21 protein-coding genes are annotated in these 26,169 nt (G+C 36.4%); 10 read left to right on the top strand and 11 right to left on the bottom strand.

Features of this window, described 5'->3' with window-relative positions; translation table 11 throughout:
• Positions 1-170 precede the first annotated feature (170 nt).
• From HMPREF2660_RS09275 to HMPREF2660_RS09260, 4 genes are read right to left on the bottom strand one after another with little or no spacing between them, the layout of a single operon-like run.
• Positions 171-1,577 carry an efflux transporter outer membrane subunit gene (locus tag HMPREF2660_RS09275; protein WP_013597341.1) on the bottom strand — a complete coding sequence of 469 codons (1,407 nt, stop codon included), beginning with the start codon at positions 1,575-1,577 and terminating at the stop codon, positions 171-173.
• A 10-nt stretch (positions 1,578-1,587) separates the two neighbouring features.
• Positions 1,588-4,755, bottom strand: coding sequence for an efflux RND transporter permease subunit (locus tag HMPREF2660_RS09270; RefSeq protein ID WP_013597340.1), 3,168 nt, complete (start codon positions 4,753-4,755; stop codon positions 1,588-1,590).
• Positions 4,756-4,766: 11 nt separating this feature from the next.
• On the bottom strand, positions 4,767-6,005 hold the full coding sequence (locus tag HMPREF2660_RS09265; protein WP_013597339.1) for an efflux RND transporter periplasmic adaptor subunit: 1,239 nt from the start codon (positions 6,003-6,005) through the stop codon (positions 4,767-4,769).
• Between the two features lie 12 nt (positions 6,006-6,017).
• Positions 6,018-6,491 (bottom strand): hypothetical protein, encoded by a 474-nt coding sequence (locus tag HMPREF2660_RS09260; protein ID WP_070486881.1) that lies wholly within the window; start codon positions 6,489-6,491, stop codon positions 6,018-6,020.
• A gap of 175 nt (positions 6,492-6,666) precedes the next feature.
• On the opposite strand from HMPREF2660_RS09260, the gene HMPREF2660_RS09255 reads away from it, so the two are divergent.
• Together HMPREF2660_RS09255 and HMPREF2660_RS09250 are read left to right on the top strand one after the other, a co-directional pair.
• Positions 6,667-7,248: a YceI family protein gene (locus tag HMPREF2660_RS09255; RefSeq protein WP_070486880.1), complete on the top strand. Its 582-nt coding sequence runs from the start codon at positions 6,667-6,669 to the stop codon at positions 7,246-7,248.
• Positions 7,249-7,260: 12 nt separating this feature from the next.
• Complete coding sequence (locus HMPREF2660_RS09250; RefSeq protein ID WP_013597336.1) at positions 7,261-7,779, top strand: YceI family protein; 519 nt, start codon at positions 7,261-7,263, stop codon at positions 7,777-7,779.
• Positions 7,780-7,828: 49 nt separating this feature from the next.
• Here HMPREF2660_RS09250 and HMPREF2660_RS09245 read toward each other — a convergent pair whose 3' ends face one another.
• The 3 genes from HMPREF2660_RS09245 to HMPREF2660_RS09235 all read right to left on the bottom strand — a co-directional run bounded on the left by HMPREF2660_RS09245 (position 7,829) and on the right by HMPREF2660_RS09235 (position 10,114).
• Complete coding sequence (locus HMPREF2660_RS09245) at positions 7,829-8,827, bottom strand: acyl-ACP desaturase (protein WP_013597335.1); 999 nt, start codon at positions 8,825-8,827, stop codon at positions 7,829-7,831.
• 6 nt (positions 8,828-8,833) lie between these two features.
• Positions 8,834-9,574, bottom strand: a complete 741-nt coding sequence (locus tag HMPREF2660_RS09240) for a lysophospholipid acyltransferase family protein (protein WP_013597334.1) — start codon at positions 9,572-9,574, stop codon at positions 8,834-8,836.
• 90 nt (positions 9,575-9,664) lie between these two features.
• Positions 9,665-10,114 (bottom strand): META domain-containing protein, encoded by a 450-nt coding sequence (locus HMPREF2660_RS09235; protein WP_070486878.1) that lies wholly within the window; start codon positions 10,112-10,114, stop codon positions 9,665-9,667.
• A gap of 124 nt (positions 10,115-10,238) precedes the next feature.
• Here HMPREF2660_RS09235 and HMPREF2660_RS09230 point away from each other — a divergent pair, with 124 nt between their 5' ends.
• Positions 10,239-11,102, top strand: coding sequence for a cupin-like domain-containing protein (locus tag HMPREF2660_RS09230; protein ID WP_013597332.1), 864 nt, complete (start codon positions 10,239-10,241; stop codon positions 11,100-11,102).
• A gap of 131 nt (positions 11,103-11,233) precedes the next feature.
• Here the strand turns inward: HMPREF2660_RS09230 and HMPREF2660_RS09225 are convergent, their stop codons facing one another.
• The 4 genes from HMPREF2660_RS09225 to porU form a co-directional block, all read right to left on the bottom strand.
• The gene (locus HMPREF2660_RS09225) at positions 11,234-11,833 is read right to left on the bottom strand and encodes a TlpA family protein disulfide reductase (protein WP_168160807.1); all 600 of its coding nucleotides are present in this window, start codon (positions 11,831-11,833) and stop codon (positions 11,234-11,236) included.
• Positions 11,834-12,055: 222 nt separating this feature from the next.
• A complete protein-coding gene (locus tag HMPREF2660_RS09220) occupies positions 12,056-12,409 on the bottom strand; it encodes a hypothetical protein (protein ID WP_013597330.1) in 354 nt (117 codons plus the stop codon).
• Positions 12,410-12,563: 154 nt separating this feature from the next.
• Positions 12,564-13,730, bottom strand: coding sequence for a type IX secretion system outer membrane channel protein PorV (gene porV, locus HMPREF2660_RS09215; RefSeq protein WP_013597329.1), 1,167 nt, complete (start codon positions 13,728-13,730; stop codon positions 12,564-12,566).
• Between the two features lie 26 nt (positions 13,731-13,756).
• Positions 13,757-17,608, bottom strand: coding sequence for a type IX secretion system sortase PorU (gene porU, locus HMPREF2660_RS09210; RefSeq protein ID WP_070486874.1), 3,852 nt, complete (start codon positions 17,606-17,608; stop codon positions 13,757-13,759).
• A 159-nt stretch (positions 17,609-17,767) separates the two neighbouring features.
• Between porU and gldJ the strand changes: the two genes are divergently transcribed.
• The 7 genes from gldJ (at position 17,768) to HMPREF2660_RS09175 (ending at position 26,148) form a co-directional block, all read left to right on the top strand.
• Positions 17,768-19,402, top strand: a complete 1,635-nt coding sequence (gene gldJ / locus HMPREF2660_RS09205; RefSeq protein WP_041942205.1) for a gliding motility lipoprotein GldJ — start codon at positions 17,768-17,770, stop codon at positions 19,400-19,402.
• Positions 19,403-19,462: 60 nt separating this feature from the next.
• Positions 19,463-20,752 (top strand): UDP-N-acetylmuramoyl-tripeptide--D-alanyl-D-alanine ligase, encoded by a 1,290-nt coding sequence (gene murF / locus HMPREF2660_RS09200; protein WP_070486873.1) that lies wholly within the window; start codon positions 19,463-19,465, stop codon positions 20,750-20,752.
• The gene (locus HMPREF2660_RS09195) at positions 20,742-21,272 is read left to right on the top strand and encodes a hypothetical protein (protein WP_013597325.1); all 531 of its coding nucleotides are present in this window, start codon (positions 20,742-20,744) and stop codon (positions 21,270-21,272) included. The genes murF and HMPREF2660_RS09195 overlap by 11 nt, the downstream gene beginning before the upstream one ends.
• A 343-nt stretch (positions 21,273-21,615) precedes the next feature.
• Positions 21,616-22,773: a homogentisate 1,2-dioxygenase gene (locus HMPREF2660_RS09190; RefSeq protein WP_013597324.1), complete on the top strand. Its 1,158-nt coding sequence runs from the start codon at positions 21,616-21,618 to the stop codon at positions 22,771-22,773.
• A 63-nt stretch (positions 22,774-22,836) separates the two neighbouring features.
• Entirely contained in the window at positions 22,837-23,967 is a 1,131-nt protein-coding gene (gene hppD, locus HMPREF2660_RS09185; protein ID WP_070486871.1) for a 4-hydroxyphenylpyruvate dioxygenase, read from the top strand.
• 106 nt (positions 23,968-24,073) lie between these two features.
• Complete coding sequence (gene fahA / locus HMPREF2660_RS09180; RefSeq protein WP_070486869.1) at positions 24,074-25,321, top strand: fumarylacetoacetase; 1,248 nt, start codon at positions 24,074-24,076, stop codon at positions 25,319-25,321.
• 5 nt (positions 25,322-25,326) lie between these two features.
• Complete coding sequence (locus tag HMPREF2660_RS09175) at positions 25,327-26,148, top strand: flavin reductase family protein (protein WP_070486868.1); 822 nt, start codon at positions 25,327-25,329, stop codon at positions 26,146-26,148.
• Positions 26,149-26,169 lie beyond the last annotated feature (21 nt).

Below are 26,169 nucleotides of genomic sequence, written 5' to 3'. Positions count from 1 at the left end.
TGGAGTGCAAATATAGAATGAATTTTATAAAAAACAAACTTTTGTTTTCGTATTTCGTGAATTAAATAAAATTACTTTTTAACACCTCTCATAATCAGTGTCTTACAATAAAAAAATCCACTTTCTACAAGAGAAAGTGGATTGATAACTAGAAAGTCTAATACTATCCTTTATTGTACGCCGCCTCCTAGAGCTCGGTATAATTCTACCAACGACTGCAGTTTCGCTAATTTGATATTCACCAAGCCAAGGTCGGCATTGAGTGCAGAGTCTCGTGCGGTAATTACCTCTAAGTAATTGGCCATCCCGTAATTTAATAACTCTTCTGAGTTGCTTACGGCAGATTTTAGCACAGTAGACTCTTGTTGTTTCAAGTCGATTTTTTTAGACGCAGCATCGTACTGATACATCGCATCGGAAACTTCTTTGCTCGCTAATAAAATGGCTTGTTTATATTTCAATAATGCTTGTTCTTGCTGTACAAGGGCAACTTCTTTCTGTGTCTTTATCTGGCGACGATTGAGGATTGGTTGCGTTAATCCTGCTAAGACATTCGCAAAAAGAGACTGATGGTCGAATAGTTTATCCAGCTCAATGCCTTGTACTCCGCCCGAAGCATCAATCGTTAGGCGAGGGTAGAAGTTGGCCTCTGCTGCATTCACCAAATGAAAAGCATTGGCTAAACCAAATTCAGCCGCTTTCACATCGGGTCTGTTTTCTAATATCTGAGCCGGAACACCGATTGCTAATGTTGTGTTGATTACTTGGCTATCTAAGGAAGAACGATTGATTTCTGTAGACGACTCTCCTAAAATGTAGCTGATGTAATTTTCTTGTAATCTGATTTGACGGTTGATGTCGAGCAAAAGGGATTCTGCACTCAATAATTGAGCTTCGGTCTGATTGACTGCAACTTCTGTAACTTGTCCAGCATCTTTCAATGCTTTGGTTGTTTCTAAACTTTGTGTCCTATTGACAATGGCTTCTTGGGCAATTTTCTTTTGCTCATCCAAAGCAAGCAATTGATAATAAGCGTTAGCAATCATTGATATAATACTTGTTTTCACTGCCTGATGAGCGGCCAAGGTTTGTAGAAACGTAGCTTCTGTCGCCCGCTGATTGCTTTTTATCCTTCCCCAAATATCCAATTCCCACGACATTGCACCCGAAAGTTCGTATTGTCTTTGGGTTTGTTTTCCGGTAAATCTTCCCATGGAACTGTTGGCAGAAGATTCGGTAAGCGTAAACTTCGGCCCGACCGAAAAAGTAGGGAAATACTGTGCTCGACCTTGTTTCATATATGCTTCGGCAATACGGATGTTTTGCATTGCATTGCGTATATCGAGATTGTTGCTCAATCCTTTATCGATTAAACTTTGCAATGATGCATCTGTGAAAACCTCTTTCCAAGAAACTTTGGCTATTGTTGTACTATCTTTTACCAATTCATCGGTACGGTAATAGGCTTCGGTAGTAATTTCTTGTGGTCGATTGTATTCTTTGGCCACAAAACAAGATTGTAGCGAAAAGATTCCTACCAAAACAAAGCCAACTGTTAGTATTCTATATTTTTTCATTGTATTCGTTTTAGAGTTTGGTATGAAGGTTTTGAGTATCGTTAGTGCTATTTTGATCAAATTTGATCGGAACTATTTTTTCTTGGATAGATTGGAAAATCACAAACAATACTGGAATAACAAATACTCCTAAAATCGTTCCGATCAATAAGCCAAAGGCTGCTCCTGTCCCGATTGATCGGTTACCAATAGCTCCTACGCCAGAAGAAATTACTAGAGGAGTTAAACCTAAAATAAATGCAAACGATGTCATCAAAATCGGACGTAGACGAGATTTTGCTCCCTCCATTGCGGCTTGCCAAATACTCATCCCATATCTTCTACGTTGAGCGGCAAATTCTACAATGAGAATCGCGTTTTTCGCCAATAGACCGACAAGCATAACTAAGGCAATCTGGAAGTAGATATTGTTTTCTAATCCAGCTAAAAACTGGCTTAAATAAGCACCCATCACACCTACCGGTAAAGATAACAATACGGCGAATGGTAGGATATAACTCTCGTACTGAGCACTTAAAATAAAGTAAACAAAAACCACACACAGCATAAAAATTAAGATGGTCTGTCCGCCCGAATTAATTTCTTCTCGGGTAAGCCCTGTAAAGTCTATACCGTAATTGGTAGAAAGGTTTTGTGTTGCGACTTCTTGTACCGCACGAATAGCGTCACCACTCGAGAAACCTGGGGCAGGTGCTCCCGAAATATTGGCAGATGTAAAGAGGTTGTATCGGTTGATCGATTGTGGTCCATATACTCGGGATAGATTTAGAAATTGTGAGATAGGAGCCATTTCGCCAGAACCTGTACGAACAAAGATTTTGTTCAGACTTTGTGCGTCTGCTCTGTCTTCGGGCAAGGCTTGTACCATAACTCGGTATTGTTTTCCGTACCTAATGAAATCTGCCGCATATATTCCACCAATATATCCTTGCATTGCAGAGAGTAAGTTGTTTACACTTACGCCAGATTGTTTGGCTCTTTCTACATTAACATCCATTCTATATTGAGGGAAGTTTGTGTTGAGGGAAGTTTGTGCGTACATAATTTCTGGACGTTGCATTAGTGCAAAAATATAGTCTTGTGCAACTTGATCAAATTCATTAAGATTTCCGCCCGAGCGGTCAAGTAACTTCAATTCGAAACCAGAAGAAATTCCAAAACCTGGAATTGAAGGTGGCTGGAAGAAAATAGCTTTAACATCTGGGAATTGAGCACCGGTTATAAACAATTGTTTGATAATATTGTCTATGTTTGTTTCTTGTGTTTTTCTATCCTTGAAATCGTCTAATTTTATAAGTGCGATTCCGTAGTTAGATCCTTGTCCAGAAATAAGACTAAAACCAGAAACCATTGTGATGGTATTGATCCCTTTTATTTCTTTTGCTTTTTCTCTGAATTGTCTTTGCAACTCATATACTCGGTCGGCTGATGCACCTGCAGGCAACTCGAAGTTACCCATGATAAATCCACGATCTTCATTCGGTACGAATCCTGTTGGCATATATTTATTGGTGATAAAAATTATTGCCAAAGAAGCTAGTAGAATAAGGAAGGTTACCCATTTGTGTTTGAATAAAAATTTAAATGAATTGGTATAACGCCTAGTCATTTTATCAAACCCTTCGTTGAATTTTTGAAAACCTTTTCTTATTATAGATTTTTTCGTCTTTTCGTCTTCTTCATTATGTGGTTTTAGGAATAGCGCACACATAGCCGGACTCAGTGTAAGTGCATTCACCGCAGAAATAATAATGGCTACAATAAGCGTAACCCCAAACTGTTGATAAAAAACTCCTGTTGGTCCTGTGATAAATGTAACCGGAACAAATACCGCTGCCATCACCAAAGTAATCGAGATAATTGCTCCTGTAATTTCGCTCATAGCACTTTCTGTTGCTGGGCGGGCTTCCATATGGGTTTCCTCCATTTTGGCATGCACGGCCTCGACGACTACAATTGCATCATCCACCACAATCCCGATTGCGAGAACTAATGCAAAGAGGGTGAGGAGGTTGAGTGAGTATCCGAAAAGATTAAGAAAAAAGAAAGTCCCAATAATCGAAACCGGAACGGCAATTAGTGGAATTAATGTCGATCGCCAATCTTGTAAGAAAATGTAAACAACAATAAACACGAGTATAAAAGCTTCTATAAGGGTGCTTACTACTTTATTTATCGAAGCTTCTAGGAATTCATTCGTATCGAAATTAATGAAGTAATGAACTCCTGGTGGAAGGTTTTGTTGAATTTTCTCGAGTTCGATTTTGATATCATTAATAATTTTTTGAGCATTAGAGCCCGGTGTTTGATAAATCGCCATAGCCACGTTTGGTTTACCGTTGGTTTCTGATACACCACCGTAATCTAACGAGCCTAACTCTATTTTTGCAATATCTTTTAGTCTTAATACGCTGCCGTTAGGAAGTGTTTTGATAACAATATTTTCGTATTGTTCTTCTTGGTTTAGCTTCCCTTTGTACGTTATTATGTATTGGAAAGACTTTCCATCGTTTTGACCCAATTGTCCAGCAGCAGCCTCTAGTGATTGTTCGTTTATTGCAGCAATAACGTCTGATGGTACCAATTGGTAGTTGGCTAGTTTATTGGGGTCTAGCCATATACGCATTGAGTAAACTTTCGATCCAAAAGCTGTTGCATCACCTACACCATTAATTCTTTTTATTTCAGGAATTACATTGATGTTCATATAATTCTGAATATAAATCTGATCATAATCAGGATTATCAGAATAGAAGGATAAGAACATTAGTGCAGAAGTCTGTTGCTTTTGGGTGGTTACACCCGATCGAGTAACCTCTGCAGGTAATAGAGGAGTTGCTCGGGCAACACGGTTCTGTACGTTAACAGTGGCAATATCTGGGTCGACTCCAGCTTTGAATACAACATTAATTTGCGCTGTACCCGAGTTAGAAGAAGTAGAGGTAATGTAATCCATATCTTCTACACCGTTGATCTGCTCTTCTAATGGGATAATTACACTTTCCATTACTGTTTGTGCATTTGCCCCTGTATAAGAAGCATTTACCTGAACAGTGGGGGGTGCAATATCTGGATATTGAGTAACCGGGAGTACAGTTAATCCTAATATCCCAAGTATTACGATGATAATCGATATCACCGTAGAAAATACTGGTCTATCTATAAATGTTTTTAGCATATTTTTTTTGGTTAGAATACTTTTTTAATAGAATTTACAATCGTGTCAAAGTTTGTAGGAATAGGTTTGATTGCTGTTTTGTCTTTGATTTTGTCAACTCCTTGTGCAACAATTTTATCTCCTTTTTTTACACCCTCTTTTACAATAATCATGTTATTCGTACGATTTTCAACTTTTATAATCGATTGTCTTGCGGTATCTTTTTCTACTTTATAAACATACACATTGCCTTGTCTCTCAAAAGTAGATGATTCTGGTACAACAATCGCGTCAACATATGTTTTCGGGATGCGAATGCGTCCACTATTTCCGTTGCTCAAGAGTTTGTCTGCATTATTAAAAGTTACACGAAATTGTATCGAGCCAGTTGAGGGGTCGATTTGTCCAGTAACAGCTTGTATTTTGCCTTTTTCTGGGTAAACTTCGTTATTCGCTAAAACTAATTCTACCGGTGGCATATTGTTTAGTTTTTCCTGAAGTGTTTTACCGTTAGTTTTTATAATAAAATCTAAGTACTCTGCTTCATTCATAGAGAAATAAGCATATACTTTACTTGTATTTGAAATGTTTGTTAAAGGAGTGGGATCTGCCGGACCGACTAAACTTCCTTCTCTAAAGTTTATAGAGCCAACTACTCCGCTGATAGGGCTTCGTACAATAGAATAGTTTATATTAGCATTTACCTCATTGAGACTTGCTTGGGCTTGAGCTTGACCGGCTTGAGCCTGTGATAGAGCAGCTTGTGCTTGGTTTTTAGCAGCTTGTGCTTGAGCTAAATTTGCTTTGGCAGTTTCCAATTGTACATTCGAAATAATGTTTTTCTCGACCAAAGGAATTAATTTATTCACCTCTACCTGAGCAACTTGTACACGAGCCTCTGCTGCTTTTACATTGGCTTGTGCAGATTGTATATTAGCAGAAGCAGCATTCACCCCAGAGCGGGCAGCATCTGCAGTTTGACTGAGTGCATTGGTTTCTAGCTTGAATAAAGCTTGGCCTGCAGAAACATACTGTCCCTCGTCAATGTAAACATGGGTTATATAACCTTGTATTTTCGCTCGTACAGCATTGTTGTTTATTCCCTCGATAGTGGCTGGAAACTCCGAATAGGATTCAACTACTCGTTGTGAAACATCCACAACAGGTAATGGGCTAGGACCCTGAGGTTGCATCGAGCTCTGATCACTCTTTTTGCATGAGAAAATCATCGATGCACTAATACCCATTAGAATAAAATATCTTTTTTTCATAGAGTTATATTATTAGATTTTGTATTTATTTAATTGTTCAATTGTATCATTTATTAAGTTTTGTTGCAATTCCATATATTTTTTTATGATTAGATAGACCTCTTCATAGTTGGATTTGCAAATGCCTTTCTGGATTCTATATAGTTGTACTTTATCAAAAGAAATCATTGTTTTCTCTAGTTGGTCTAAAACTTCTTGTAAACGGTTGGTAAAATGATAAGGATTCGGTCTGAAGTATCTTTTTCTCTTGTCTTCTTTGTATACAAAGTCTACTTTGTCTATCTCTATCAAGTATTTCAGGCTACAAGAAATAGAGCTTTTGCTCGCTTTGAATTTGTCTACTAACTCCTCAAATGTTATCCCTTTCTGCCCAACTTCAACCAGCATATAAGTGAAAATTTTCGCTGTAAGAGGAGGATAGCCATTATTATGTTCGAAAAAATTTTCGATATCGCAAATAAGTTGATCTGTATCTATTGTAGACATTATAAATTTTTGCACAAAGTTAGATTTTAGTTCGGTTACAACCAAACCAACTTTTTATTAATAAAGTGTTAAATTGTGTTAAATGTTGCAAGTTATTGATTGTCTTGCTGTATGTCAAGTGGTGTACAGTTTTATGGTACTAAATTTGATTGTAATAACTAAAAAAAAGTAGAAAATGAAAAGTTTAATAGTAGGATTGTTTTTTACATTTGGTTCTCTATTGTTTGGGCAAAATATAACTTTAGACAAAAGTCATGCGCGTTTACAATTTTTTGTTACTCATATGACTATCTCAACTGTAGATGGAAAATTTAATGAATTTGATGTGGTGTTGAATAATTTTGATCAGAATGATATCACGAAATCTACCATTACGGTAGTGGCACAAACCAATTCAATTGATACAGGAATCGAAGCAAGAGATAACCACCTAAAAAGTGCTGATTTTTTTGATGTTGCTCAATATAAAACAATCGAATTTAAATCTACTTCATTAGAGAAAATTATAGGAAATACCTATAAATTAAACGGAAATCTCACGATGAGCGGTGTAACAAAGCCAATTACTCTTACTTTGGTATACAATGGTAACAGCATCAATTCTGCAAATAATATCAAATCTTATGGGTTTACCATAAAAGGGACGATTAATCGATCTTCTTATGAGATAGGAAAAAAATTTCCAGAAAGTGTTATAGGAAATGATATAAAAATACTATCTAACTTAGAGTTTACACAAAATAAAAAAAAGAAATAAAAAAAAATCATCATGACAAAAAAATGGATAATAGATACAGCGCACTCAGAAATTTTTTTCAAGGTAAGACATATGGTTATTTCTACAGTTACAGGGACATTTAATGATTTTCATGCAGAAGCTATTGTAGAAGGAAATTCGTTTGAGACTGCAGAATTTAATGCAGCTATAGAGGTAAATTCTATTTCGACAAAAGTCGAAGCACGAGATCAACATCTAAAATCGGAAGAGTTTTTCTATACAGAAAAATTTCCTCAAATATTCTTCGAAAGTAAAGAAGGAATCCGAAACGGTGAACTTACAGGTACAATAGAAATTAGAGGTGTAAAACAACCCATACATTTGAATGCAGATATCAGTGAGATCATTGTAGATAATTACGGAAACAAAAAAGTAGGTATAGAGTTATCAGGCGTTATTAATAGAAAAACTTTCGGCCTGAACTGGAATAGCCTAACCGAAGCAGGAGGAGTTGTTGTCTCTGACGAAGTTAAAGTCATTGCAAACCTACAATTAACTGAAGAGAAATAAAATAATGTTATAAAAAAACCTCTGTCCCTAAACAGAGGTTTTCTTTTATTTATCTATGAGCCGGGATCAACCATTTGAATTGTGGACCGTTATCTGGGATATTAATCCTCTCTGAAATTTTTCGCATCCTCTCAGGAAACTTCATAATGAAATCTCTTGCTTTTTCTGCATCTTCGGTAAGATTGGTTATTTTATCTATTTTCCAAGCTTTGATCAGTTTCTCCATAATATCTACATAATCAAAAGCGGTATAAACACCAATTCTCTGAGCAGCATCCGAAAATGGCTCGAAAAGTTTCCCAATGTTATCACCAGATTCTCTTAAAAAGTGAGCAGGCATTACAATCTTTAAGCGGAACATGTATTGCACGGCCAACATCATTTCACTAGGATCAACCTCAAAAATTCTACGCACAAACTCCGTATACGCCAAGTGATGGCGCATCTCATCACCGGCAATTATTTTGCACATACGCGCAATGTTTTTTGCACCATAGTTTTTGGCGATTCTCGACACATTGTTGTGAGAAATGTAGGTGGCTAATTCTTGGAAACTGGTGTAAACAAAATTTTTATAAGGATCATGAGAAGTCCCAATATCAAATCCATCATTGATAAGGTAATGCGTAGAAATTTCCACCTCGCGCATATTGATTCTGCCCGATAGATAAAGGTATTTGTTGAGCAAGTCACCATGTCGATTTTCTTCACCAGTCCAATGACGAATCCATTTTGCCCAACCGTAGTCTATATAACTGCCGTCTTCATTTACTACACCATCGAGTTGCATCAACCACGATTCGTATGTAGGTAGAGCTTCTTCTGTGATTGTATCGCCAATTAAAGTAATCCAAAAATCATCAGGTAAATCTTTAGCCAATTCGCGCAACTCTGTTATTTCTTCAAAAAAATTATGGCTCTGAGAGTCAGGAAGAAAATCAGAAGGTTGCCAAATTTTCTCAACAGGTATCAGAAACTGATCCATATATCGATCAATATCTTTCTCTATAAATTGCATGACCTCTTTTCGTATATTGTGAATTGACATAAGAAATTATTTTTTTGGGTTTTCAACACTAGAAGTTATTATATTTTCTACCTGATAAAGAAGTTGATCAAAATCTTTTTTGGCTACTGCAATAGGTTCGTGGCATTGCAATTGGATTTTTACACCCAAATTCATCGGAAATTTTTTTTGTTGCATTTTCCAAGAATTGTTTATCGTGATCGGAACAATATAGGCGTTGTCAGCATATTTGCACAGTACCTTCAAACCACTTTCTTTAAAAGCTTTTGGAACTCCATCCCTGCTGCGTGTTCCTTCTGGGAAAATAACAGCAGAATAATTATTTTGTTTTATGTAAGTAGCTAATTTTTTTATTTGTAGGATAGATGATTTACCATCTTTTCGGTCGATCAAAACCGAACCGCCTTTCTGTAAATTATACGAAACACTTGGGATTCCTTTTCCTAATTCTTTCTTGCTGATAAATTTAGGATGAAATTCAGACAAATACCACTCTATAGGAGAAATATCGAACATACTTTGATGGTTCGACACAAAAATAAGGGGTACATTTTTAGGGATTGATTCTTTACCACTAAAACGGTAAGAAGTTCCTAAAATTTTGGTGCAAAGCATCAATGTCCAATTCATAGCTTTTACCGATTTGTGGTGAGCCGAGTAGCCCCCTAAATTATACGATAAAAACTGAATAAGGTGGAATAACAATAATGTTGATCCGAAGGATAGATAAAATAAAATACTTAACGGAATAGCAAATAGAATTTTCAAATTAAAATGATTTTACACAAAAGTAGTTTTTTAATGCTAAGCATAATAAAAAAACCAAAAATATTTTCTATTTATCTCCCGTAAATGAAATTATCTAGACTTTTTTAGGCGCATTACCTCTTTTTTATCAGCGTTGTAAAGTATAAGGGTTTCGTTCTTTATGCTATAAGTTTTCACATTGTCTAAGGCAGATGTAAAAGCATTTTCGTCAACACCTTCGCAAAACATACGTGTCATACCCACACCAGTGAATTCTAAACCATTTTGTGAAGTCGAAAATCCTCCAAACATATTATTGCAACCAGAATTTCCGGTAAATTTTTTGGTTATTGGCTCAAATGTTAAGGACGGAGTTTTGGCAGGGAACGATTTTTTTAGGTCAACTTTCGGAAGTTCAGACAAAGTCCAAGTACCAAATAATGATAAATTTGTAGTAGAACTAGCTTCGTTTTGTGTGCTAGGAGCTGTGGTGGTACAAGAACTAAGACCAAACAATCCGCTCAAAAAGCTTGCATAAAATAAGTTTTTTATCTTCATCATTCTAGATTTTTTGCTTTGTATAATTTCAAAATATAAGCCAAACTATTCATCCTATCAAAATTAGGAGCATTTTGTATCAAGATTTTCTTACATTTAAACTTTCTAAACACACGAAAATAGTATCATGATTTTAGAGAAAGTAGCACAAGTAGAAAGCATCGATAAGAAAAACTTTATCAAACACTACCTGAAAAAGCAACAGCCCTTACTAATCAAAGGTTATGCAAAACAATGGGAAGCTTTCCCGCTATGGAATTTCGATTATATTCGCAATAAAACGAAAGGGCAAGAAGTGCCAATTTATGATAATCGTCCAGCAGACGCTAATCAAAGTTCGGATACACCAGCAACCTATCAGAAAATGGAGGATTATTTGGATGAAATTACAACCCGAGATTCTGATAAACGTATTTTCTTCTACATCATCACCGATCGTTTGCCTGCTTTACTCAATAATTTTACCTACCCAGATTTGGGGATAAAATTTTTCAAGCGTTTACCAACTTTATTTTTTGGAGGGAATCAGGCCCGTGTTTTGATGCATTATGATGTAGATATGAGCGATTTTGTTCATATTCATTTCGAGGGTAGAAAACGCATATTGTTATTCGATCAATCGCAATCCAGAAATTTATATAAAGTACCCTTATCGGTTCATACGATAGAATCTATTGATTTTGATCACCCGGATTACGAAAAATACCCAGCGCTGAAAAAAGCCAAAGGGTTCGAGGTAGAGATGGAACATGGCGATTTGTTGTTTATCCCGAAAGGTTGGTGGCATTATAATCGATATCTAGAAGCTGGTTTCTCGATGTCGCTTCGGGCAATGCCAAGTCCTGTTCGGTTTTTAAATTTTCTGGACATGATGTATCATGTTTTTGTGATGCGCTATACCGATAAAATTTGTCGAAAAATTGGCAAAGAAAAATGGATTTCCTACAAACAAAAACAAGCCTATAAACAATCTAATCGAGATTTGGATTAATTAAACTATTTCGTAATTTTTGTTCTGTATTTCATCCTATCGTAAAAATATTATCATTTCTTTTTTTCAGAAAATAAAAAACCACAACGATTGTATGTTGTGGCTTTCATGCGTTTTTTTGTTTGAGAATTCTAATGCATTGCTTTTAGTTCGTATAAAAAATTCACAATATCATCACCAGAATAATCGGCCATCCCGAGGGTAGTGTGTGCAATATTTCCTTTTTTATCGAGGATAATGGTTGTGGGCAAAGAACCTCGGAAAAAATCGCTCGGAATTCCAGAGTTCGGATACATTACCGGAAGACTAAGTTTTTTACGCTCCATAAATTTTGCAACTTTGTCTTGTTTACGAATACCTTCTACTTCTACAGTGATAAACTCGATTTCTGGATCCTCTTTTATTTTATCGTATAGTACTTGTAAAGAAGGCATCTCTGCGATACACGGCGGACACCAAGTTGCCCAAAAGTTGATGAAGACAACTTTACCTTTCAGAGCTTCCATATCCACTTTGTTGCCTTTATCGTCGATCATCTCGAAAACATAATTGGCTTCGGGAAGCTCAATACCTTGTTCGTTGTTTTCTGGGGTACTTTCTATTTTTTCTAATTTTGGCTGAAAAAGTCCAATTTTCATAAAACCTTGTTGTACAAAGGCTTTTGCTTCGGGAACGAAAAGAAGAACCAAAGCGATCGTTGCCATAATAATGACAGAATAATTTTTTTTCATGATACTGATGAGTTTTTTGAGTTTTGTTTCCATTGTAAATGACGGATTCAATTAAAACTTTAAGATTTTTATATTGAGAGATTCAATTTTTTACAGCAATAGAAGCATTACAATGATGAAGATTCTATCCAGAAATTGATTATAATTTTTTTTGATTTAGGTAAAATATAAATATTTGGTAGGAATAATTTTTATCATCCTACTCAATAAATTATACCGCTATTAAGAAAGAAATTCTGTACTAATTTTTAGTTGATTATAGAGAATATAAAGAGGATGTTTTTCGGTAAGAGGGCCTTTGTATTGGGCGGGGAATTTGTTTTTGGTAAGAGAGAAAAACTGTTTATTGGCTGCCAAAAACAATCCATCGTCTAGTTGTTTTTTTGTTTGATTTCTTTGTTTATTCTCTATTTCTATGATAGAAGTAGGACATTGGTTTGTAGAAGTTTGGCTCTGTGTTTTAGCCGGATTAGAGCTAACGAGTTCACCGGTTGAGATATGCAAAATTTGGGTGATAGAAAATTTGGTGCTACATGGCATAAGTAGCACTAAAAAAACTCCGAAAAGAAAAGTCAATCTTTTTATCACAGCACAATAATATAAAAAACTATTGTAAAAATCGCTATAGTGATATTTTTTTTAAGTTTCATTTAACATGTGATGTGTTTGCTAATCCTATAAAAAAAAGCAGTTCATCGAACTGCTTTTTTTAGTGTATAATTTCTACGATTTAGTAATCGTATGCATTTTGTGTCTCACCTCCAAAATTCCAAGAGATTCCAAAACGCAAGGTATTCTCAAGGGCATTGTTGGTATTCGAGGTTGGGATTAGGTACGAAGCATCAAAACCAAACGAGTTGTATTTTAGTCCTAAACCTAGCGTTAGGTGCTGACGATCTCCTTTCCATTGGCTTTCGTGGAAATAACCTGCACGAACAAAAAGTGCCTCATTGTAAGAGTATTCTGCTCCGATTGCGTACGTAATCTCTTGCAATTCTTCTTTTCCTCCGTTGGGTGCATCACCAAAAGAACTGAACATTCCGGCTAAAACTCCTTTGTTAGGACGGGTTACTCCCACTGGATGTCCATCTACGATAGAGTCGTATTGTGGGGTTGGAACCAATAATTTTGCAAATTCGGTAGAAACAGAAAGTTTATTGTATTCGTCGAATTTGAAATCGTACCCAACACCTAAACGTAAATTTGTCGGTAGGTAAGAAGCGTTGTCTTCGTTATTCGAGTAATCTAATTTTGGTCCGATGTTCGAGATTTGGAAACCTCCTCGTAGTTTACCGTCGAAGTTATTGGTGCTCATGGTTTCTGATTCGTAGAAACCGGCAATATCTACGGCAAAGCTGTTGGCCGGTTGTACAGTTCCGTCGCTAACGTTGTTGAATAAATCCGAGCGGATGAAACGACCGGTTACGGCCATCGAGTAATTGTCACTCATGCGTAAACCGTAGGCAAGGTCGAATGAGAATTCATTGGGTTTGGCAATTCCTTTTGGTACGATATCGTTCCCTATCAACTCATTCATTTCTATATCACCCATCTTGAAGTAGTACAAACTTGCCGAAAGGGTGGAGCGTTCGTCTTGTCCTAGAAAGGTAAAGAAAGTTGCGTTTAATAAAAAGACATCGTCTGTAAACGAGCTCATGTATGGAGTGTAGGTAAAAGCCACTCCCGAATAGTCTTTACTGAAAGCGTATTTCGCGGCATTCCAATATTGAGAATGATTATCTGCCGATGTTGCTACCCCTTGATCTCCTAAACCACCCGCACGTGCATCGGGAGAGATACGCAAGAATGGTGCTCCTGTAAAGATCGGATTGTTCACATCTTGTGCATATGTTAACCCTGCTAAAACAATCATTAAACTTGCTGTAAATTTTTTCATTCTATAAAATTTGTTCCTCTATGTTATTACTTTAAAATCACTAATTTTTCTATTGCCTGTGCGCTTCCTTTGCAAGTTTCAGCATTTACACCACGCACATTGACTTTGTAAATATAAACACCTTTTCCTATTTTATCACCAAAATCATCTAATCCGTCCCAAGGAATCGCATATTTATTGGTTCGATAGCCTTCTCTAAACGGCGTAGAACTTACATATTGTTTGATGCTTTTTACTAATTTTCCAGATACTGTAAATATTTGTACCAAGACTTCTAATTCGCTATCACAATTGTGCTCGAAATGGAAATAAGTGTTGTTGGTGAACGGATTAGGCCAATTGAGTAGCTTGTCGATGTGCAATTGACTATTTCCGTTTTCCATAACTACAAAGTCTAACGAGGCTGTATTCGAATTATTGTTGATATCCCAAAATTTTAACGTTATTGAATGTTGTCCCAACTCTAAATTTTTCAACTGATACATCACTTGTCCTTTTTGGTAATCTTTGAAATTTTTATTGATACAAGGATTGTTATCTCCGCCATCGTAATATTCATTAAGTACGAATGAGTTTTGGATATTTCCGTCGAGGGTTGCTACAATATCGTGTCCGATAGAAGCCCCTGAAGAACTTATGCCCATGTTGTCTGTAAGGCATCCGACCAAAATAGGATCGCGATCGGTGATTCCGCCATCCGCAAAGTTGAGGTTGTTCATATACAATTTTCCTTGTGGAATTTCCTTATCGTTCATGTTGTTTTCATTCAGCCCTCCGACATTTACTTTGGTAACGGTAACGGCATCGGTCTGGTTGTTATCTGCATATAAAACCAATTTACGTTCGCCAACTTCGTAGTTGATATCTTTCGGTAAATAGTATTCTAATTTGAATATTCCATTCTCTACTTTTCCTTTTCCTCGGTAAATTGTGTTGAATTCTTCTTTGTACATTTCGTCGGGGAAAGCCCTTAGGTAATTTTTTTCAACTTCTTTTTCGTACAGGATATTGGTAATCGTACCATTGAAGTTATTCATCAGTTGATAATTGGTGCTGTTTCTTATTTCTCCCTCGATAGTGATAAAATCCAATGCTTTTATTTGGTGATCTTTATCAAGATTAATTTTTTCGCCGTTCGCCATCATCTTTGTAATAACAATGTCGTGTTTTGGTCTTGCTAAGGCAATCATCGGATCGCCGATTATGGTTACTTCTTTGTGGTCTGCATGTGATCCTTTTTTTCTCTTTGTTAGGCGCAAAGCTTCTCCTACCGAAATATTTTGTTCTTTTTCTTCGTTGAATAATTTCTTGAGTAGGATACCGTTTATCTCTTGTCCGTAGTAAACACCAATAGGACGATTGGTCGTGATCATTACCAGCGCACCGCCCGATGTGCTATTGATCATTTGTTCGCCGGCAGAGTCAATTTGTGGTAAATCCCAAATGGTGAAATCACAGGTCACTGTAGAAACAATTGGTAGGCGAGAGTAGGCAGCATTAAAATTGTTGAGTCCTGTAAGATCTTCACTTGTTAGAATGCGTTCTTGTGCCCAACTTGTCGGTCCGCCATGCCCAAAATAAGCGATGAAATTTGCACCCAATTCAAAACCGTTTGTGATGCCTTCAGTAACTTTTGGATAACGTATTCCGGCAGCAGTTTGTTCTTGTTCAGATCCAGATAAATAGAGTTTGCGTAAAGCATAATAGTGGTTATTGGCGAATTGTAGTACTTTATCATATTGCTGATCGATAGTTGGGTTGTTAATATCAGGATTATTATAGTTATTCGGATCATCGACAACCGTAATTACTTTTAGTCGCCAATCGCCATACGATGGACCTTTCCCTGGGATAGGAGAGTAGTACGAAATTGTTTTGTTAACTATATTTCTAGCTTCGGCCAAGGTGCGAGCGGGTGCACGCCCAATTGAAATGGTCAATGCATCACTTGCATAGGTTAAGTTTGGTAGAATATCATTTTGTCCTTCTGCAATCAATTTTAGATCATCCGTTAGCATGGTGTAGAAATCATCTGTTGCAAAGGTATTGTCAAGATTGGCTGAGGATAAACTAAGAAACGTAGGGATGTAATCTTTGTTATTCACAATCCTATCTTTTGGATCGTATGTTGCGTTCCCGAATAGGAAAGCATATTGTAAATTTGGATTGTTGTGATCGCGTAAAAATTTCAGAAAATTTCGAATTCCGAAAGCGTCTTTCGAACCAGAAGAAAACTCATTGTAAATTTGTTTTGTCGTTGCTACAGCAACTTTTATATCGTCATTTTGTTCTCTAAATTGCGCCCAACGCATGGCTTCTGATAAAAATTCTTCGGGTGTGATGATCACGGCACTTACACCCGAAATGGCATGCAAGTTCTGATTTGCCACTTTCTCTACAAATTTGATGTCTGTGAAAACATGCTCGTTTCTGAAAGCGATAAACTCATTGTAAAAACCTTCCGTTGGTTTTCTAAATTTTCCATCCGTAACTTCGATGGCATTGGTAAGATCCGACACATTCCAAATAGTTGCCTCACCCGAAAAAGAAAAACTATTCACCTCACCTAATTGGTCTAGAAATCGAAAAGAAAATTGCTCGTTTCCGTATGCTAAAGCTGCTTTGTAAGCCACCGAAATTTTATCTAAAAAAACTTCTTCATTTGTATTATTACCTATAATATTAACAGCTAATGAGCTCGGAACAGAATTGAGTTTTAGCGAAACTTCATTTCTACTGAACTCTGATTGTGAAAAAGCACCAAAACTTTTAGTTACATCAGCAGCCGAAATTGTAAACTTAGAATTTTTTACATTTTTCCCAACAAGGGAAGCTTTTAGATGAGCAGTTTCACCACCAATAGGTTGATGCAGCTGCAAGATAAAGGTTTGGTTTGGATTTTGACGAAACGGATGACTTACCCATTGTTTCCCCATTTGGTTGATGTTGAGTGAATCTCGCTCGAAAAAACGGTAATCATCGAAACTCGTAAATGTCTTGGTAGGCGTTTCATCGATCGTACTCGTGCTTATTCTTTTGCCATTTTTCCCACCAAAAGTTATATAATAATAGGCGTATTCATCGAACAGATGTAGGCGATGAGAAAGGTTTTCTAGGGTTTGATTTTCGCTTCTATGCAAGTTGTTTGGGCCTTGAGCATAGAACAATATATAATCATTACTATCAAAATTTCCGTCTTCTTCCCCGATGACGCGAATAGCGTTTTCTTGTAAATCATCGTAAATAAAAGTTCCTGTATTGGCGGGTAATTGCGCACCTCCGTTTCCGTAAATTTTCAGCGTTCGCAAATCATAGCCCGAAGTCGGAATGCCACTAGCCTTGAAGAAATCGGTTGTTAGCTTGTATACTCCCGTTTTAGAGACTTTTATCTTGTACCAATCACCCGATTGCAAGACACTGGTGTTGGTTGCAGTTTTTCTATGCGCTTTTGGTTGGATGACTGATGACTTAGAAAGGGTGAAACTTTCTATCTTATAATATTTATTGTTTTCTTGTATAAAAGGATATAATTGAAATGTGTGAATAAAAGTTTGATCTTTTTGGATATGATTTTGAACATAGTCGATATAGGTCGGGAAATGAGGGACAAGTTGTTGCTCATCAAACGAAATTTCTTTTTTTCGGATATCCGAAATTGTATAACGAAACTGACTCGGATTTTCTTCTTCCAAAATAAAATAAGGTAGATTGTTCCCGCTAAGCTTATAATGCTTTTCATCTTCAAAAAATAACACCGAAGTTTTGGTTGCATTGGTAAGTTCGATTTCTTTTTTGCCTTTCCAATTCAAATGAAAGGTTTGTGCTCTAGAAAAAATGGCCCAAGAAAAAACTAACAACAGTAAAATAATCTTTCTCATTCTTCAAAAACGTATTTTTCCCAAATATATTTGCATTCCATAAAATAAAAAACAAAACCTTGCGTTAAACTATTACAATCTGAAATTGTTTATTTCAATTGAATTGATTTTATTTGCATAATAATTTTATAACTCAGAACCGATAAGTATTCTATGAAAATGAATAAAGGTAGAATTTTTACATTATTACTTACCGCTGCTTCAATGACTATTTTTGTAAGTTGTGGGAGTGGTAGCGGTGGAAAGAAAAAAGGAGGAGGAACCAAAAACTTCACGAGTACGAGTGGCTTCAAGCAAAACGATCAGCGAGGTTGGTTTTTCAACGGTAATAAAACCAAACCAAACGTGAAACCATGGCAAAATATGGTTTTCATCGAAGGAGGAACATTTACCATGGGCTTGGTAAAAGATGATGTAATGCACGATTGGAATAATACACCGCGTCGTATGCAAGTAAGTTCTTTTTTTATCGGTGAAACCGAAGTAACCAACTACGAATACCGAGAATATCTTACTTGGCTAAAAGTGGTTTTCCCGACAGAAGATCCTGCCTATAGAGATATTTATGAAGGTGCTTTGCCAGATCCTGCTGTTTTTAGCAATAAATTGTCAACCGATAACTTCTCGACAGAAAATTATTTATTCTCACCAGAGTTTAGTTATTATCCAGTGGTAGGAATTACCTGGTTGCAAGCCAATAATTATTGTGATTGGTTGACGGATAGAGCAAACGAAAAAGCGTTGATGGATAAAGGAATTTTGAGCAAAGATTTCTACCAAAACGAAGACTATAATGTGAAATCGAAAACCTTTAGTGCAGAACAGTATAAGAACAACAATACCAACGTACAAGAGGCAATTGATACCACAAAATTAGAAAAGCAAACCCGTATAAAATCTTCGAATACGAGAATTCTAAATGCCAATCGTGCAACTCGTTCATTAGAAATACAACCTTTCCGTTTACCAACAGAATCAGAGTGGGAATACGCAGCACTTGCTTTACCCGAAAATAGAGAATACAACGAATACAAAGGAAAACAAGTTGCTCAAAATGATTTGCGTGGGACCAAAGGAAAAACAAGAGGTCAATACCTAGACAATTTCAAAGTTGGACGTGGAGATTATAGCGGTATCGGAGGATACGGGAACGACGGTTCGGCAATTACCAATGATGTACGTAAATACCAATCGAATGACTTTGGATTATTCGGAATGTATGGTAACGTAGCAGAATGGACAGCCGATGTATATCGTCCGATAATAGATGATGAAGCAAATGACTTCAACTATTTCCGTGGGAATGTGTTCAAAACCACAATCGATGATCAAAATGGTGGTTTTGCGAAGTATGGTGAAGACGACATCGAATACGATACATTGAACAACGGAAAACTTGTTTATCGAGGATTGCCAGGAAGCTACAAAAAAGAAATCGAATACGATTACACCAATTACAGAGACGGAGATGCTATGTCTTCATTAGACACACGTGTAACAACCGAAACTGTTGCTAAAACAAGCGATATGTATAACGCACCGAAACGACAATTTACCGTGGATGAGAAAGGACGTGTAATTCTAGAGAAAGATACTAAAACACGTACAACCAACATCAGTGATGAGGTACGTGTCGTAAAAGGTGGTTCTTGGAAAGACCCAATCTATTGGCTAGATCCAGGACAAAGACGATACTTGCATCAAGCAGAAGCAACAAGCTGGATAGGATTCCGCTTAGCGCAAGATTACAAAGGAAACTTTGAGTCGAAAAGAACAAAAAGAGGATCGAAATAATACGATAAAATAATTTTGAAAAACTCGGGACTTTTCCCGAGTTTTTTTATTTTTGATGATATGAAAACAGAACTATTGCTCAAACATTTTCTTCGCCATCGTTTGGTTACAACCGATACTCGAAAAATCACTCAAAACGCAATCTTCTTTGCATTGAAAGGAGAAAAATTCAATGGTAATCTTTTTGCAAAAGAAGCATTGGATAAAGGAGCAAGTATAGTGGTGGTAGATGAACCACAAAATCTACAAGATGATCGCATAATTTTAGTGAAAAATGGTTTAGAAAGTTTACAAGCACTTGCTAGAGCTTACCGTAGCACCCTTAGAATTCCTGTTATTGGACTGACCGGTAGTAATGGTAAAACAACTTCTAAAGAACTGATTGCTGCTGTATTGCAAGAGAAATTTCAGGTGCATTATACTCAAGGCAACCTTAACAATCATATCGGTGTGCCATTAACCTTACTTTCTATACCAGAAAATGCCCAAATTGCCGTAATCGAAATGGGGGCAAACCATCTAAAAGAAATTGAACTTTTGTCTTCAATCGCACAGCCTGATTTAGGATATGTTACAAATTTTGGGCATGCACATCTCGAAGGTTTTGGAGGGTTCGAAGGTGTGGTAAAAGGAAAATCAGAATTATATAATTTTTTATACGTGCACCATAAGACGGTCCTAATCAATGCTGACGACCCATTACAACTACAACAAGCAAAAGCAGTTGAAAGCCAAATATCCTTTTCTAAAAACGAATCGACACAAGCAACCTATTGTATAGAGTTGAAGGAAAATGTAAATAACAAGATTCAAGTAGTTGTAGAAGATGTTGTTATAAGATCTAATTTAACAGGTAACTATAATTGGTCTAATGTAGCAGCTGCCATAAGTTTCGGTAAACATTTTGGGCTTTCGCTGAAAGAAATTAAAAACGGAATAGAAAATTATTACCCAGCTAATCATCGATCTCAGTTGATACAAAAAGATAAATACACTCTTCTGATGGACGCTTACAATGCGAATCCGAGTAGTATGGAAGCTTCATTGAACAACTTCTCTACCTTCGATGGTAGCAAGACCGTTATATTAGGAGACATGTTCGAGTTGGGAGAATCGAGTAAAGTAAATCATCAAAAAATAGCCCAACTAACCAAAGACTTGAGTTTTGAAAAGATTTATTTGGTAGGAAATAATTTTTCGAAAATAGAAGGTGATTTTTCAGATATTCAGTTCTTCGAAGATAGAGATAGTCTAGTAAACTATCTAAAAAAACATCCAATAGAAACCAAAAATATATTGATAAAAGGTTCGCACGGTATGCGATTAGATCTCTTAGAAAATGAATTATAAAGCACTAAAAATAAGTTTACTTTGTATTCTGCAACTAGGACTATTTTCTTTCTACCAGAGTTCGTATATCAATTGGCAAGAAAATCAGTTTTTGACTTTCGAAAACTTTAAAGCCAAAGCGCCGAAAGGAGACAAAACTGCAGCTTCAATCTACACCGAAATTAGTTGGGTAAAGAAACAAACCAGACAAGAATTACCGGTTTATACGGTTATCAATCGGATGGATGAAAATCGGTCGTGGATAAACAGAAAAGATGAAAATTTACTCAATCAGAAACAGTTGCAATTTGATATTTCTGAGTTTTATACCCGAAAAATTCGTCAAGAAATTCAACTATTGATGCAAAAAAAAGTAAGAGATGAGGCTGCCTATAAAGAAGTTTTTACGCGTCATTCGATCCAATTGCAACGGGTACAGAAAAAATATTTAAATCTTTTGAGTGACCAACCCTATTTGTGGAAAATTATAAACAAAGAATACCAAGATTCTCTAATCCTCTACAAAGACTTTTCTCATTAAAACAATCAATATCTAAAAAAAAAGAATATTTATTACTCTTTTTTTCTTTTTGATAGGATTATCTTTGATAAAGAAAGATGTTTTACAAATTCATTTGAAAATCATTCCATACAACAAATAATTTATAGAGAAATATTCTTTTCGAATAAAATAATAGCTTATATTTGAGTAATTTCAAAAACAGCTATGGAAGTTTTTTTAGTAACTATTTTTGGAATGTCGAAACTGCAAGCAGCATTATTATCAAAGATAGTGTTTGCTCAATATTCTTTCTGATATATTTTACTATCAGAAAACCCATTTTGGGGATAAAAAAATCAAAAGAAATCACAAAAAATAGAGTATGCCTTTTTATCAAACCTTAGGAAAAATACCTTCTAAGCGACATACGATATTCAGAAAAGAAGATGGTAGTTTATATGCCGAAGAATTGGTGTCTACTCACGGATTTTCGAGTACGTATTCTAATGTTTATCACTGCTATCCACCAACTTTGGTAAAGGAGATTGCAGAGCCTTTTTCGGTAGAACCCGAAATTGCACGGGAAAAACATTTGAAACACACCTCGCTTAAAGGGTTTAAAATTCAGCCACAAAAAGATTATTTAGCCTCAAGAGTTCCCGTTCTGGTGAACAATGATTTGCATATTTCTTTAGCGGCACCACAAACCTCGATGACCGATTATTTCTACAAAAACTCTCAAGCAGACGAAGTGATTTTTATTCATGAAGGTTCAGGAGTTCTCAAAACCGGTTATGGACAAATCGAATTCGAATATGGCGATTACCTGGTCATACCACGTGGGATTATCTATCAATTGCATTTCGATGACGAGCAAAATCGTTTGTTGATAATCGAATCATTCAGCCCAATTGAAACACCGCGTCGTTACCGAAATCATTTTGGACAATTGATGGAGCACTCACCATTCTGCGAGCGTGATATAAAAACACCAAAAAATCTAGAAACGCATGATGAGCATGGAGACTTCAAAATCATGATCAAGAAAGAAGGATTAATTTATCCTTATATATATGGTACACACCCGTTTGATTTTGTTGGATGGGATGGATATCATTTTCCATGGGCGTTTTCCATTCATAATTTCGAGCCGATAACAGGTAGAATTCATCAGCCACCTCCAGTGCATCAAACTTTTGAAGGAGCAGGTTTTGTAATCTGTAGTTTCGTGCCACGTTTATACGATTATCATCCAGAGTCTATTCCTGCACCGTACAACCATAGCAATGTGGATTCTGATGAGATTTTATATTATGTAGATGGAGATTTTATGAGTAGAAAATCGGTAGAAAGAGGTCAAATCACTTTACATCCTGCAGGTATCCCTCATGGTCCACACCCAGGAACGGTCGAGAAATCTATTGGTGCAAAAGAAACCAAAGAGTTGGCAGTAATGATTGATCCTTTTCGACCACTGAAATTGACCAAAGCAGCTTTGGAAATAGAAGATGAAGACTATTACAAATCTTGGTTATATTAAAAAGATTCAATCATAATTAATCTTATATTAAAGAAAAGAAAGAACAATAAACATACAAAAAAAATGAGTACACAAACCTTTGCAGAAAAGATTGCACAAGCACAAAATTTTTTACCGATCAACGGTACCGATTATATTGAGTTTTATGTAGGAAATGCCAAACAAGCAGCCCATTATTACAAAACTGCTTTTGGTTTCCAGTCTGTGGCATATGCAGGACCAGAAACTGGCGTACGCGATAGAGCGTCTTATGTATTGCAACAAGGCAAAATCCGCTTAGTACTTACTTCGGGTCTAAAGTCGGACTCACCTATTTGCGAACACGCCAAGAAACATGGAGACGGTGTGAAAATTTTGGCACTGTGGGTAGATGACGCCTACGATGCTTACGAACAAACCATCAAGCGTGGTGCAAAAAGCTACCTGGAACCAACCACTCTGACCGATGAATTTGGGGAAGTAAAAATGTCCGGAATTTATACCTATGGTGAAACAGTACATATGTTCATCGAAAGAAAAAATTATACAGGACCTTTTATGCCAGGATACGAAAAATGGGAGCCAGATTATCAACCAACCGAAACAGGACTATTGTACGTGGATCACTGCGTAGGAAATGTGGGTTGGAATCGTATGTTGCCAGTAGTAAAATGGTACGAAGATGTGATGGGATTTGTTAATGTACTTTCGTTTGATGACAAGCAAATCAATACAGAATACTCTGCATTGATGAGTAAAGTAATGTCGAACGGAAATGGATATTCGAAATTCCCGATTAATGAACCAGCAGAAGGACTGAAAAAATCGCAAGTAGAAGAGTATTTAGATTTCTATGAAGACGAAGGAGTGCAACACATAGCTGTAGCAACCAAAGACATTATCCATACAGTAACCGAACTGAAAAAACGTGGTGTAGAATTTTTAGCAGCACCACCAGAAGCATACTACGATATGATTCCAGAGCGTGTAGGTGAGATAGAAGAAGATATCAAAAAACTACAAGATTTAGGGATTTTAGTAGACTGTGATGAGGAAGGATATTTGTTACAAATTTTCACTAAACCCGTAGAAGATCGTCCAACCTTGTTCTTCGAAATTATCGAGCGTCACGGTGCACAAAGTTTCGGAGCAGGGAACTTCAAAGCATTGTTTGAAGCATTAGAAAAAGAACAAGCAAGAAGAGGAAACTTATAAATAAGAAACATTTTATAAAAGTTTTTGTTGATACTTTATAAAAAAGTATCAACAAAAACTTTTCTTAGTATCATTCGCTTTCTATTATTAATAAATAAAAAAACAAATGAAATCTTTTATATCATATCCCAAAGATTCAGACTTTAGCATTCATAATATTCCTTTTGGTGTAGCACTTATCCAGGACGAATACGTAGCTGTATGCACAAGAATTGGCGACAAAGTAGTCGATTTATCCTATCTCTATAATGAAGATTACTTCGGTGATTTTGACCAATTAGAATACAACGTTTTCGAGTCGGTTGTTTTAAACGAATTTATAGAACTAGGCAAACCAACTACGAATGCAATACGTTTACGAATTCAAGATTTACTGTTAGAAGGATCTGATTTGGCAAATGACGAAAAAACAATCGAAGAAGCCATATATGATATTGATGAAGTAGAAATGCTATTACCGGTACATGTCCCAAATTATACAGACTTTTATAGCAGTATAGAACATGCCACAAATGTTGGTAAAATGTTTCGCGATCCTGATAATGCTCTACTTCCGAACTGGAAACATCTGCCGGTAGGATACCACGGACGCGCCTCTTCTATAGTTGTTTCTGGTACGCCGATTCATCGTCCGAAAGGTCAAATGAAACCTGCCGATCAAGATCAACCAGTTTTTGGTCCGTGTAAGCAATTGGATTTTGAGTTGGAAATGGCTTTTATTGTCAACAAAATGACCGATTTGGGTGAAAGTGTAACTGTAGAAGATGCCGAGGATGCAATTTTCGGAATGGTTATTTTCAATGATTGGTCGGCAAGAGATATTCAATCGTGGGAGTACGTACCATTAGGACCATTTTTGGGTAAAAACTTTGGCTCATCAATTTCACCATGGGTAGTAACCCTAGAGGCTTTAGAGCAATTCCGTACGAGTTCCCCGAAACAAGACCCCGAAGTGTTGGATTATTTGAAGTTTGAAGGTGAACGTAATTTCGACATCCAATTAGAAGTAGCTTTGAAACCCGAAAATGGAGAAGAAAATGTAATATGTCAGAGCAATTTCAAATACATGTATTGGAATATGGCTCAGCAATTAGCACACCATACCGTAAACGGATGTAATTTAGAAGTAGGTGATATGTATGCCAGCGGAACAATTTCTGGTAAAGATCCTCATTCTTTTGGTTCGATGTTAGAGCTAACATGGCGTGGACAAAATCCACTAAAATTATCCAACGGTGAAGAACGAAAATTCATACAAGATAACGATACTATAATTATGCGTGCATTTGCAGAAAAAGAAGATGTGCGGGTAGGATTTGGAGAAGTTTCAGGAACAATTCTACCAGCAAAATAAAAGACATGAAAACAGTTAATCCGACAGAACTAACTTCTCCTGCATTACAGAAAATCATGCAAACGGCTGTAGCACCAAGGCCTATTGCGTTTGTATCATCGATCAATAAGAAAGGGGATGTTAATCTTGCGCCGTTCAGTTTTTTCAATATGTTTAGTACCGTCCCGCCAATTCTTGTATTTTCACCATCGAGAAGGGTACGTGATAATACCACAAAGCATACACTAGAGAATGTTCTCGAGGTACCAGAAGTAGTAATCGGGATTGCAAATTATGCAATGGTTCAACAAGTTTCTTTAAGTTCGACAGAATACGAAGAAGGTGTAAATGAGTTTGTGAAAGCTGGTTTCACTATGAAAGATGCCGATGTTGTTCGACCGAAATTAATTGCAGAATCACCAGTAAACTTCGAGTGTAAGGTGCAAGAAGTTGTTTCGTTGGGCAAAGAAGGTGGTGCAGGAAATTTAGTTATTTGCGAAGTGAAAAAAATTCATATACGTGAAGAATTCATCAATGAGCAAGGTGATTTGGACCAAAAGAAATTAGATTTAATCGCACGTTTGGGAGGTAATTGGTATTCTCGTAGTAATGAGGATAGCCTTTTCGAGGTTCCTAAACCTTTGGTAACGAAAGGTATTGGGTTTGATTTGCTACCAAATGAAATAAAATATAGTTCTGTTTTTACAGGGAATGATCTTGGCATGTTGGCCAATACAGAAAAACTAATCGGCGAAAATTTCTCAGATGATGAAGATGTTCATCGTAAAGCTCAACAACTTTTGTTGCAATCTAAAATAGAAGAAGCTTGGGAAATCTTGCTAAAATAATACAACAAAAAAGCCTCTAAA

This window comes from Weeksella sp. HMSC059D05, assembly GCF_001809725.1.
Taxonomy (GTDB): domain Bacteria; phylum Bacteroidota; class Bacteroidia; order Flavobacteriales; family Weeksellaceae; genus Weeksella; species Weeksella virosa.
Note: the sequence above shows the minus strand (reverse complement) of the source record. Positions and strands in the feature narration are given on the sequence as shown.